This window comes from Microbacterium sp. ZW CA_36 (assembly GCF_044987475.1).
Classification (GTDB): domain Bacteria; phylum Actinomycetota; class Actinomycetes; order Actinomycetales; family Microbacteriaceae; genus Microbacterium.
Map to the genome: position 1 here is coordinate 69,093 of NZ_JBJDRL010000016.1, position 11,433 is coordinate 80,525.

Here is an 11,433-nt window from a genome sequence, read left to right on the forward strand (position 1 = left end):
CACGGCGAGGCGGAATCAGGCGGCGGTGAGGCGCTCCAGCAGCTCGCGGTAGCGGGCGGTGGTACGTGCCACGATGTCGGCCGGAAGCGCCGGAGGCTCGCCCTCACGCGGCGCGGGCCAGTTCGCCGCGAGCCAGTCGCGCACGATCTGCTTGTCGAAGCTCGCCATGCGCTCCTCGGGAATCGTGCCCGAGGCCCAGGCCGCGGCATCCCAGTACCGTGACGAGTCGCTGGTGAGCACCTCGTCGGCGAGGGTCATCACGCCGTTCTCGTCGAGCCCGAACTCGAACTTGGTGTCGGCCAGGATCACGCCGTGCGCCTCGGCCGTCGCGGCAGCGCGGGAGTAGATCTCGAGCGACAGGTCGCGGAGTTCGGCCGCGCGCTCGGCGCCGACGAGCTCGACGGTGCGCTCGAACGAGATGTTCTCGTCGTGCTCGCCCATCGGCGCCTTGAACGCCGGGGTGTAGATGGGCTCGGGCAGCCGGTCGCCGTTCGACAGCCCGCCGGGCAGCTCGATGCCGCACACGGTGCCGCTCTCGCGGTACTCCGCCCAGCCCGACCCGGTGAGGTAGCCCCGGACCACGCACTCGATCGGCTGCATGTCGAGGCTCTTCACGACCATCGAACGACCGGTGACGGCATCCGGGATCAGGCTCTTCAGGTCGTCGGCGGTGTTCGCCTCACCGTCCGCGCCGCGCGTGAGGGTGTGCGACGCGGCGAGGTGGTTCGGGATGCCGCGCCCGCCGTCGGCACCCGCGAGCTGGTCGAACCACCACAGGCTGAGGGTGGTGAGAAGCTCCCCCTTGCCCGGGATGCCGGGCGAGAGCACGTGGTCGAACGCACTGACGCGGTCGCTGGCCACGACGAGCAGGCGCTCGGGCTGCGCTCCCTCCGCCGTGTCTTCCGGAACGTAGAGGTCGCGCACCTTGCCCGAGTACGCGTGGCGCCAGCCGGGGAGCTCGGTCGTGGGGGTGGGGGTAGCCGTCACCCGTCCATTATCCCGGGTGGGTGCGGCGGGTGCGGGTCGGCGTCATGAACGCCGGCAAGAGGGTCAGGGGGTGATCGCGTCGACGTGCGCGAACGCCTCGCCGACGAGCGGAGCCCAGCGCTCCGCGGCATCCGTCCCCACCGTCGCCCACTCGCGCATCGGCCGACCGCGCATGACCGCGGGCTGCGCCTCGTTCGCCTCCGCCAGCTCGCCGATCCGGCTCTCGGGCAGCTTGACCATCAGCTCGCCCGCGAACGTCACGAAGGCGAACACCTTGCCGCGGACGTTCAAGCCCTCCGAGCCGAACATCGCTCCGAGGGCGACATCGTGCCGCGTTGTCCACTCCGCCACGATCGGGTCGAAGATCGCGTAGGCCTCGGGGAACTTCTCACGGCGCACGACGGCCTTGTCTGCCATGCCCTCACCGTACGACCCGCCGCCGACACCGCGCCAGGGAAGCGGCATCCGGGTGGTGCTCGTCTTCACATCCCGCGGAGGCGATCGCGCGCGAGGAGGCGTATAGTCCATGTGGACTAATCGACATGGAGGAATGATCGTGACAAATGCCGTCGCCCGCCTCACCCCGCTCGGGGTGGCCGTGCTGGCGCTCCTCGGCGAGGGTGACATGCACCCGTACGAGATGATCCGGCTCATGCACCTCCGCCGCGACGACCGCCTGGTCACCATCACCAACGGCACGGTCTACCACACGGTCGCCCGCTTGGAGCGGGCAGGACTCGTCGCCGAGGTCGGCGTCGACCGCGAGGGCAATCGGCCCGAGCGCACCACCTACACGCAGACGGATGCCGGCGCCGCCGCGGTCCTCGAATGGGTGCGGCGGGAACTGCCTCGCGTGGATCGGCCGGCGGAGTTCCGCGTCGCGCTCGCCGAGGTCCACGACCTCGAGCGCGAGGAGGCGCTCGCGCTGCTGGGAGAGCGCCGCGCGGCGCTCGCCGGCGCCCTCGACTCCCTCAGCGCCGGCCGCCGGCAGGCGCTCGACAAGGGCGTGCCGGAGCAGTACCTCCTCGAGATCGCGCGAGAAGAGGCCCTCCTCCAGGCGGAGCTCGCCTGGATGGACGCGACCCTCCCGCGGATCGCCGATCCCGACTTCGCCTGGGGCCCCGATGCGACCCCGTCGGAACGCTATCTCGCCCAACGAAAGGCAGCACGCCAGTGACCACCCCGAACACCCCGGACGGCCCCCGCGCGGCGGGTGCGTCCTCTGCAACCGCCTCGGCAGCCCACCCGCCCACCGGCGCCTACGCCGCCGGACACAAGCCCCGCAGCCCGTGGCCGGCCCTCTGGGCCCTCGTCATCGGGTTTTTCATGATCCTCGTCGACACGACGATTGTCTCGGTGGCGAACCCGGCCATCAAGGCTGCCCTCGACCCCGACACCAACAACCTCGACAACGTCGTGTGGGTCACCTCGGCGTACCTGCTGGCCTACGCGGTGCCGCTGCTCATCACGGGGCGCCTCGGCGACAGGTTCGGCCCGAAGTACATGTACCTCGGCGGCCTGGCCGTCTTCACCCTGGCCTCGCTCGCCTGCGGACTGTCGCCGACGCTCGGCGCGCTCATCGCCTTCCGGGCCGTGCAGGGTCTGGGCGCGGCTCTCATGACGCCGCAGACGATGGCCATCATCACGCGCACCTTCCCGCCGAACCAGCGCGGTGCGGCGATGGGACTGTGGGGTGCGACCTCCGGCGTCGCGATGCTCGTCGGCCCCCTCGCCGGCGGCCTGCTGGTCGACGGGCTCGGCTGGGAGTGGATCTTCTTCATCAACCTTCCGGTCGGTGTCGTCGGCTTCGTGCTCGCGTGGATCCTCGTGCCCAAGCTCGAGACGCACCCCCACAAGTTCGACCTCGTCGGCGTCTTCCTCAGTGCGATCGGGCTCTTCCTCATCGTGTTCGGTCTGCAGGAGGGCGAGACCTACGACTGGGGCGTCATCTGGGGCCCGATCACCGTGTGGGGCCTCATCATCACCGGCGTGCTGGTGATGGGACTGTTCATCTGGCAGCAGGCGAAGACCAAGAGCGAGGCGCTGGTACCGCTGGAGCTCTTCCGCGACCGCAACTTCTCCGTCGCGAACATCGGCATCTCGACGGTCGGCTTCACCGTCACGAGCATGTCCCTGCCGCTGATGTTCTTCCTGCAGCTGGCGCGCGGCCTCACTCCGACCGAGTCGGCACTGCTGCTCGTCCCGATGGCGGTCGCGGCCGGCGTGCTGTCGCCGCTCGCGGGCAGATGGCTCGATCGCACCGATCCGCGCGTCCTCCTGGTGCCGGGCCTGCTGCTCGTCGCGGGCTCTCTCGTGCTGTACTCCGTGCTCATGAACCTCGACACCCCCATCTGGGTGTTCCTCATCCCGTCGTTCCTGATGGGCGTCGGAAACGCCGGCATGTGGGGGCCGCTCGCGACCACCGCCACGCGCAACCTCGCTCCGCGGCAGGCGGGAGCCGGTGCCGGCATCTACAACACGATGCGCACCATCGGCTCGGTCCTCGGTTCGGCCGCGATCGCGGTGTTCATGCAGAGCCGCATCGAGGCGAACCTCCCCGGCGCCGCCGACGCGCCCGGCGGCAGCTTCGGCTCGGGGGCGCTGCCGGAGGTCGTCGCAGAGCCGTTCGCGACGGCGATGGCGCAGTCCGTGCTGCTGTCCGCAGCGGTGATGCTGATCGGCGTGGTCGCCGTGCTGTTCCTGCGCCGGCCGAAGGCGACGTCGACCGAGGACTGGCAGGCCGCGAACGCGGCGGTCGCCGCCGACTGACTCGCGGGGCGAAGAGACGAGGGGACCGCTCGCGAGGCGAGGGGCCCTCGCGTCAATCCGGGTCGGAGGGGTCGATCGGCGCGTGGTGGTCGAAGCCGGCCGTTCCGCGCTTCCAGTAGCCGCTCAGCGCGACCTGTTCTGCCGGCAGCGCGAGCGTGCGGCGCAGGTGGCGGCGAAGAGGGATGAGGGCGGATGCCTCACCCGCCGCGAACACGAAGGTCGAGGCATCCACGCCCACCGCGTCGACGGCGGCGACGACGGCGTCGGGGTCGCCGCCCGCGTCGAGGTGACGCACCCGGACGTCGGTGCGGCCCGACGTCTCGGAGACGTATCCGGCGACCCACGACGCGTCGTCGGCGGTGAGCGCGATGAGGTCGACCGATGTGTCGGTGGGTACCTCGGCGGCCCACCGCGTGGCGGACGGGAGAGCGGTCTCGTCCACGACGAGCACGAGGCGCGCCGCGCCCTGGGGAGCCGCCTTCGAGCCGCGCGGGCCGACGATGACGAGCTCGTCGCCGAGGCGCGCGCCGCTCGCGAAGCGGGAGGCCGGCCCGGGCGAGGGGTGCAGGTAGAAGTCCAGATCGACGGCGACCTCGCCGCCGATCGTGGTCACGCGCAGCGGAGTGAAGTCACGTGCGTGGGTGGGTGCGTCCGGTCGCACGATGCCGTCCTCGCCCGGGCCGACCGCGGTCGGTGCGACCAGGTCGCCGCTCTCGGGATCGGGGAAGAACACACGCACATGGTCGGCCGGACCGCCGCTCGAGAAATCCGTGAACTCGGGGCCGGTGACCCGCACGCGCAGCAGCACGGGGGCGACCTGCTCGACCGAGACGACGCGGGCGCGGCGGGCGGTGAAGCGGTTGCGGCCGCCGGCGCGGAAGAACGGGGAGGCGGGCGCGGCGCCCGGCGCGCTCGCCGCGGTCATCGCCGACGGCGTCGGGATCGGGGCATCCGTCATATCGGTCTCCTCACGGTCGCGGTCGAGGTCCGCCGTCCCAGCCAACCACGTGACGGACGTGGTCGGCGCAGATCGCGACGCTGCGGAGCGCGTAACTCCGCCTTGCGCAGTCGCATCGGCTTTGTCAACCCATTGGTGAGCGCGCGGCGGGGGGCCAGGATCAGAGCATGACCGGACTCGCAGTGATCCTGCTCATCGTCGGAATCGTCCTGCTGCTGCTGGGCGTATTCATCGAGGCGGCGAAGTTCCTGCTGTGGATCGGCCTCGTGATCATCATCATCGCGGTGATCGCCTGGCTGATGCGCTTCATCCGCCGCCAGACCTGATCCCGCCTGTGAACTCGCCCGGCCACTGCCGCAGCGCCTGACATCGGCGTAGCCTGACCGATACGGACGTCCCGGACCCCGACACCCGCGGACCGCACACCTGTGCGGCCGGAGGATCGGGGACGAGCACATGACCGACCAGCTCACCGGCGGCGTCCGCGCCACGGTGGCCCGAACGTCCCGAGCGGGCAACGACTTCACCGACCTCGCGAAGATCATCGGCACCAGCGGTCTGATGCGCCGCCGCTACGGGTACTACTGGACCAAGCTCATCGGAGCGGTGGTGGTGCTCGCCGCAGCCCTGGTCGCCTTCTTCCTGATCGGCGACACCTGGTGGCAGCTCTTCACGGCCGCAGGTTTCGCGATTCTGTTCACGCAGATCGCCATGCTCGGGCACGACGCCGCGCACCGGCAGATCTTCGTATCGGGGCGTTGGAACGACTGGACGTCGATGGTGCTGGGCAACCTCCTGGTCGGGATGAGCTACGGCTGGTGGCAGCACAAGCACACGCGCCATCATGCGAACCCGAACAAGATCGGCTCCGATCCCGACATCGAACTGCCCGTCGTGTCGTTCACCCCCGATCAGGTGGAGCAGCGCGCAAAGCAGTACGGCCCCGCACTGGCGTGGGTCATGGCCCACCAGGGGATGTTCTTCTTCCCGATCCTCCTGCTCGAGGGCCTGTCGCTCCACGCCTCGAGCGTGCGCCGTGTCGTCGCGCGTGAGCCGCTGCGCCGGCGCAGCGTAGAGATCGTCTTCCTCGCCCTGCGCATCGGCGGCTATCTCGCGCTGGTGTTCCTCGTGCTGTCGCCCGGCATCGCCGCCGTCTTCCTGGCGGTGCAGCTCGGCCTCTTCGGCGTCTACATGGGCATGGCCTTCGCCCCGAACCACAAGGGGATGCCGCTCGTGCCGGCCGCGGTGAAGGTCGACTTCCTGCGCCGGCAGGTGCTGATGAGCCGCAACGTCCGGGGCAGCCGATTCCTCGACGTCGCGATGGGCGGGCTGAACTACCAGATCGAGCACCACCTGTTCCCATCGATGCCCCGTCCTCACCTGAGGAAGGCCTCCGGCACCATCAGGGACTACTGCGTCGCCCATGACGTGCGGTACACCGAAACGGGGCTCTGGGAGTCGTACCGGATCGTCACGCGCTACATCAACCGGGTCGGGCTCGGCGAGCGCGACCCGTTCGAATGCCCCCTGCTGCAGCAACGGCAGGCGGTCTGACGCCGGGGGAAGGCGTGAGGTCGGGGGTCGTCCGCGACCTGTCCTGGGGGGCAGGTCGCGGACGGCGGGTCTTCCCGCGCGCCGGTGAGCCGCGAGACCGGGTCAGCGTCCGCCCAGGGCGTCTTCGGGCATCGGGTCGTCAGCGCCGTGGACGGCCGCGCTCGTGGGCCCAGATCGCGAGCTCGACGCGATTGCGGGCGCCGAGCTTGGTCATGATGCTCGCGAGGTGCGTCTTCACCGTGCTGAGCGAGACATGCAGCTCGTCGCCGATCTCGCTGTTGCCGAGCCCGCGGGCGACGCCGGCAAGCACGGCTTCCTCTCGCTCGGTGAGCGGACTCGACGGCGGAGTCGGCGGCTCCGGCGCCGCGCCGGCGAAAGCCTCGATGAGCCGCACCGTGACGTTCGGATCGATGAGCGCGTCGCCGCGGGCCGCCGCGCGCACCGCCTCGGCGAGCAGCACCGCCCCCGCATCCTTGAGGAGGAATCCGCGCGCACCCGACCGCAACGCCTCGTAGACGTACTCGTCGAGGTCGAAGGTCGTGATGACGACGACGGGGATCGGGTCCGCGACGTCCGGTCCGGCAAGGGCGCGGGTCGTCGCGAGCCCGTCCATCACCGGCATGCGGATGTCGAGCAGGCACACGTCGGGCCGGAGTGTCCCCGCCAGCGCGACGGCCGCGGCGCCGTCCGGGGCCTCGCCGACCACCTCGATGTCGGGCTGCGCGTCGAGGATCATGCGCAGGCCCGTCCGCACGAGATCCTGGTCGTCGGCGACTAGCACTCGCACGCTCATGCCGTCCATCCTGCCCGGGGGAGCGTCGCCGCGACGATCCACCCGCCACCGGGTGCCGGCCCGGAGTCGCACGTCCCGCCGAGCAGCGCTGCGCGCTCGCGCATCCCGGTGATCCCGTAGCCGGGAGACGGAGCGGATGCTGCGCCCGCACCGTCGTCACGGACCTCGAGTCGCACTCCATCGGTGTCGACGTCGACACCCACGTCGATGCGGGTCACATCCCGCGCGTGACGGCGGGCGTTCGTGACCGCCTCCTGCGCGATCCGGAACACCGAGGCCGCGACCGTCGGCGGCACGCTCTCGAGGTCGCCGCCGAGCCTCACGGCGACGGCCGGGGCCGCCGCATCCATCCGCTCGAGAGCACGGATCCCGGCGAGGCCAGGAGTCGGCGCGAGCGCGTCGTCGGGCGCACGCAGCACGCCCACCATGGCGCGCATCTCGCGGAGCGTCCGCGTCGCCTCGGCCTCGATCGCGTGCAGCACCTGCACGGTCGCACTCGGGTCGGTGGCGGCCACGGCGCTGCCGGCCTGCGCCTGGATCGCGATCGCCGACACGTGGTGGGCGACGGTGTCGTGCAGGTCGCGGGCGAGCTCTTCGCGCTCGAGCAGCCGCACCTGCTCGAGCTCGCGGGTGCGGGCGCGCCGCCGCCAGCGTGCGGCCAGACCCAGCGTGCTCGTCGTCACCGCGACGGCCACGCCGCCGATGATGTCGGCGACATCGGGCGGGCTCGCGACGAAGGTGAGCAGCATCCCGATCACCACCAGTGCGCCGCCCGCGATCATCGCGCGTCCGGAGCCCCACCGGAACACCGCGTAGAGAAGGATCAGGAAGTACGCCGTCGTGTACAGCTGCGGGTCGCCGGCTGTCGCCAGGCCCACTGTCGTGCCCACAGCGAACGCGATCCCCAGCATCGTGAAGGGGCGCGACCGGCGCCACAGCAGCGTGGGTGCGAGCGCGGCGAGCACCACTGCCCACAGCCAGCGCCACGGCACGTCGGTGCGGACGGATGCCTCGACCACCGCGAGCAGCGGGATCGCGACGACGAGCACCCAGTCGCGCCAGACCCGCCGGGGCGGCGCCGGAACCGCCGCGGGCGCGTCCCAGAGCGCGCGCACCGGGCTCGTCATGCCCTCATGATAGGCGGGCACTGGTCGCCGCCATCGGTCCTGCCGTGCGCCGACGGACCGTCCGCGCCCGGCGCCGGATGACGATCTCGGCGACGACGAGGTTGATCACCCAGCCCGCCGTCATCAGCAGCGTGTGCGTGAGCGGCGCGGGCGTGCCGATGAGGAGCGTGAACGGGAGGAACACCAGGACCTGTGTGCCTGCGCCGAGACCGATTGCATAGGCGCGGGTCATCCACGCGCTGTGGCTGCGGACGTCGCCGCGCCGGATCGCAGCGAACGCCACGACGATGGCCGCCGCCATCCCCGTGCCGAGCGCGATCCGGACCCCGGCGAGCCCCGGACCGGTGACGGAAGCCGGCATGTCGTAGAACAGCGTCATCCACAGCGCCGACAGGGCCGAGACCAGTCCCGCCGGCGCGACGATGCGTCCGGCGATGCGGTGCCAGCGCCGCCGGCGCAACGACGGCGCGAACTGCAACGCGCCGAGCACGAGGAAGACGCTCGAGCCGATGATGTGCGCCACCACGGGGATAGGCGAGTCGAAGAACCGGGCGTTCTCTGCGGTGACCGTCGCTCCGGTCGTGAGCTGGGTCAGGCGGGCCGAGCCGGCGACGATCGGGACGAGGCTGAGGGCGATGAGCCCGGCGGGCACAAGCCATTGGGGCCGGGCACGTCGAGGGCGGGCGGTGACTGTGGTCATGCCGCCATGTTCGCGAGAACGGATGCTGCGCCGCTTCGGCCGACCGGCTCGAAAGGCCTCGTCCGATCGGCCGACCCGGCAACGCGAGGGGCCACGATCACGCAAGCCTTGGCTGCCGTCCGCTCACGCTCCTCCAGCCGCGTTCGCGGATCCGGGCGCGCGGTCGCGCCGCCGCGAAACCGCGCCGCGAGACCGTACTCTCGAAGTCAGGCATGGAGAACGACGAGGGGAAGTCTGTGACCGGTTCCGGCGAGACGAACATGTGGAAGCGCTTCTGGGAGCGGGGCGGATGGTGGCGAGCACTCATCCTGGTCGTGGGCTACTTCGTGCTCTACCAGGGGGCGGCGCTCGCCCTCGCGCCGATCGCACCGTCGATCGACGACACCGAGAGCGCCGGCTATGTGCTGTTCTTCGTCGTCCTGCCGATCTTCATTGGCGGGGTGATCCTCATCCTCTTCGGTCTGTCGGTGGGGTGGCTGCGAGAGCTGTTCGGCCCGCAGCCGATCCGCGGCCGCGGGTGGATGTGGATCGCGGTCGCCGTCGTGCTGCTGTTCAACGTCCTCCGTTTCGCGACCATCGACTACGCCGCGCTCGACTTCGGCTACGTGGCGGCGTGGCTCCTGGCGGGCCTGTGCATCGGCTTCGCGGAAGAGGTCCTCACGCGCGGCTACGTCGTCAATCTGATGCGTAAGGCCGGGCACCCCGAGATCGCGGTCGCCCTGGTGTCGGCGGCCCTGTTCTCCGCGCTGCACGCCAGCAACCTGCTCTTGGGGCAGTCGCTCTTCGCCACGCTGCTACAGCTGCTCTACACGTTCGCGTTCGGCATCTGCATGTACCTCACGCTGCGCGTCACCGGCAACCTGATCTGGCCGATCCTGCTGCACGCCAGCACCGATCCGAGCATCTTCCTGCAGGGCCCCCACCACGTCGACAGTCCGCTCGCGACGATCGCCGGGTTCGGCAACATCCCCGTCATCCTCGTCGGCCTGCTCGCGATCATCTTCATCCGCGGTCGCGTCGACGCGACGCGTGGTGCGGCCGACGCACTCTCCGCCGATCCGGTGCGGTGACCCCGAGCGTCCAGGGTGTCGTCGCGGGTCAGAGCCCTTCGGCGACCCGTGCGGCGATGTCCCTGCGGTGCTGGCCGCCGTCGAGCCGGATCTCGCCGAGCGCGCGGTAGACGCGCTCGCGGGCCTCGGCGAAGGTCGTGCCGACGCCGACGACGTTGAGCACGCGGCCGCCGGTGGCGACGAGCCCGCCGTCGGTCTCGGCGGTGGCCGCGTGGGCGAGGTGCACTCCGGGGACCGCCTCCGCGTCGCGCAGGCCCGACAGGGCCCGGCCCGTCACCGGCGCGGTCGGGTAGCCCTCGCTCGCGAGCACCACGGTCACGGCGACGTCGGTGGCGAACGCGGGGACGGGAAGGTCTTCCAGATGACCGGATGCCGCGGCCAGCAGCAGCTCCGACAGCGGATCCACGAGCCGGGGCAGCACGACCTGCGTCTCGGGGTCGCCGAAGCGGGCGTTGAACTCGATGACCTTCACTCCGTCGTCGGTCAGGATGAGGCCGGCGTAGAGCAGTCCGATGAACGGCGTGCCCTCGGCATCCAGCTGACGGATGACGGGCTCGGCGACGTCGCGCGTGACGAGTTCGACGAACTCGCGCTCACTGCCGAATCGGCCGTCGAGCCACGGCAGCGGCGAGTACGCGCCCATGCCGCCGGTGTTGGGGCCCTCGTCGCCGTCGAGCAGGCGCTTGTAGTCCTGGGCGGGGCTGAGCGGCAGCACGTGGTCGCCGTCGCTGAGGAAGAAGAGCGACACCTCGGGGCCGGCCAGGAACTCCTCGATGAGGACCGGCCCGGACGGCAGGTACTCGTCGGCGTGGGCGAGGGCGGCGGCCCGGTCGGACGTGACGATGACGCCCTTGCCGGCGGCGAGCCCGTCGGCCTTGACGACGTGCGGGGCGCCGAGCTCGTCGAACGCCGCCTCGACCTCGGCGCGGCTGGCGGCGCGCTTCGCGCGGCCGGTGGGCACGCCGGCGGCATCCATGATGCGCTTGGCGAACGCCTTCGATCCCTCCAGCTGCGCGGCCGCCTTGCCCGGCCCGAAGACCGGGATGCCGTGCTCACGCACCGCATCGGCGACGCCCGCGACCAGCGGAGCCTCAGGGCCGATCACGACGAGGTCGATGTCGTTCTCGTTGGCGAAGACGGTGACGGCCGCGGGGTCGTTCACGTCGAGCGCGACGAGCTGTGCGTCGTGTCCGATGCCCGCGTTGCCGGGAGCGGCGAAGATCTCGTGCTCGGTCTCCTCCGACCGCAGCGCCAGGATGATGGCGTGCTCCCGCGCGCCCGAGCCGAGAACCAGGATCTTCACGCGCTCCAGCCTACCGACGCGCCCCGCCGGGTTTCGGGCGGGTGTGGGAGCGCGACGGTTGAGTCATCGCGGCCGTCGCTGAAGGCTCCGTGTACCCGGCGGCTACGGTGGAGGCGTGGCCAGCAAGATCTCGACCGACGACGGCCGCACCGCCCTGAGCGCAGTCGCGGCG

General features: G+C 71.2%; 12 protein-coding genes. 5 read left to right on the plus strand and 7 right to left on the minus strand.

What is annotated here, in order from left to right:
* Positions 1 to 15: 15 nt before the first annotated feature.
* A complete protein-coding gene (locus ACI3KX_RS09415; RefSeq protein ID WP_404909514.1) occupies positions 16 to 987 on the minus strand; it encodes a phosphoribosylaminoimidazolesuccinocarboxamide synthase in 972 nt (323 codons plus the stop codon).
* Positions 988 to 1,050: 63 nt separating this feature from the next.
* The gene (locus ACI3KX_RS09420; RefSeq protein WP_404909515.1) at positions 1,051 to 1,404 is read right to left on the minus strand and encodes a hypothetical protein; all 354 of its coding nucleotides are present in this window, start codon (positions 1,402 to 1,404) and stop codon (positions 1,051 to 1,053) included.
* 133 nt (positions 1,405 to 1,537) lie between these two features.
* Between ACI3KX_RS09420 and ACI3KX_RS09425 the strand changes: the two genes are divergently transcribed.
* Both ACI3KX_RS09425 and ACI3KX_RS09430 read left to right on the plus strand, forming a co-directional pair.
* Positions 1,538 to 2,164: a PadR family transcriptional regulator gene (locus ACI3KX_RS09425; RefSeq protein ID WP_363356343.1), complete on the plus strand. Its 627-nt coding sequence runs from the start codon at positions 1,538 to 1,540 to the stop codon at positions 2,162 to 2,164.
* A 149-nt stretch (positions 2,165 to 2,313) separates the two neighbouring features.
* Entirely contained in the window at positions 2,314 to 3,756 is a 1,443-nt protein-coding gene (locus tag ACI3KX_RS09430; protein ID WP_404909527.1) for a DHA2 family efflux MFS transporter permease subunit, read from the plus strand.
* A 52-nt stretch (positions 3,757 to 3,808) separates the two neighbouring features.
* Here the strand turns inward: ACI3KX_RS09430 and ACI3KX_RS09435 are convergent, their stop codons facing one another.
* Positions 3,809 to 4,714, minus strand: coding sequence for a siderophore-interacting protein (locus ACI3KX_RS09435; protein ID WP_404909516.1), 906 nt, complete (start codon positions 4,712 to 4,714; stop codon positions 3,809 to 3,811).
* Between the two features lie 167 nt (positions 4,715 to 4,881).
* On the opposite strand from ACI3KX_RS09435, the gene ACI3KX_RS09440 reads away from it, so the two are divergent.
* Positions 4,882 to 5,040, plus strand: coding sequence for a hypothetical protein (locus ACI3KX_RS09440; RefSeq protein ID WP_308866175.1), 159 nt, complete (start codon positions 4,882 to 4,884; stop codon positions 5,038 to 5,040).
* A 130-nt stretch (positions 5,041 to 5,170) separates the two neighbouring features.
* Positions 5,171 to 6,268 carry a fatty acid desaturase family protein gene (locus ACI3KX_RS09445; protein ID WP_404909517.1) on the plus strand — a complete coding sequence of 366 codons (1,098 nt, stop codon included), beginning with the start codon at positions 5,171 to 5,173 and terminating at the stop codon, positions 6,266 to 6,268.
* Between the two features lie 139 nt (positions 6,269 to 6,407).
* On the opposite strand, the gene ACI3KX_RS09450 is transcribed toward ACI3KX_RS09445, so the two are convergent.
* From ACI3KX_RS09450 to ACI3KX_RS09460, 3 genes are read right to left on the minus strand one after another with little or no spacing between them, the layout of a single operon-like run.
* On the minus strand, positions 6,408 to 7,061 hold the full coding sequence (locus tag ACI3KX_RS09450) for a response regulator (RefSeq protein ID WP_404909518.1): 654 nt from the start codon (positions 7,059 to 7,061) through the stop codon (positions 6,408 to 6,410).
* Complete coding sequence (locus ACI3KX_RS09455) at positions 7,058 to 8,188, minus strand: sensor histidine kinase (RefSeq protein WP_404909519.1); 1,131 nt, start codon at positions 8,186 to 8,188, stop codon at positions 7,058 to 7,060. Before ACI3KX_RS09455 ends, ACI3KX_RS09450 begins: the two co-directional genes overlap by 4 nt.
* A gap of 4 nt (positions 8,189 to 8,192) precedes the next feature.
* Positions 8,193 to 8,888 (minus strand): DUF2306 domain-containing protein, encoded by a 696-nt coding sequence (locus ACI3KX_RS09460; RefSeq protein WP_404909520.1) that lies wholly within the window; start codon positions 8,886 to 8,888, stop codon positions 8,193 to 8,195.
* A 236-nt stretch (positions 8,889 to 9,124) separates the two neighbouring features.
* Between ACI3KX_RS09460 and ACI3KX_RS09465 the strand changes: the two genes are divergently transcribed.
* Complete coding sequence (locus tag ACI3KX_RS09465; RefSeq protein WP_404909521.1) at positions 9,125 to 9,958, plus strand: type II CAAX prenyl endopeptidase Rce1 family protein; 834 nt, start codon at positions 9,125 to 9,127, stop codon at positions 9,956 to 9,958.
* A 28-nt stretch (positions 9,959 to 9,986) separates the two neighbouring features.
* On the opposite strand, the gene purD is transcribed toward ACI3KX_RS09465, so the two are convergent.
* Positions 9,987 to 11,261 (minus strand): phosphoribosylamine--glycine ligase, encoded by a 1,275-nt coding sequence (gene purD, locus ACI3KX_RS09470; RefSeq protein ID WP_404909522.1) that lies wholly within the window; start codon positions 11,259 to 11,261, stop codon positions 9,987 to 9,989.
* Positions 11,262 to 11,433: the final 172 nt, after the last annotated feature.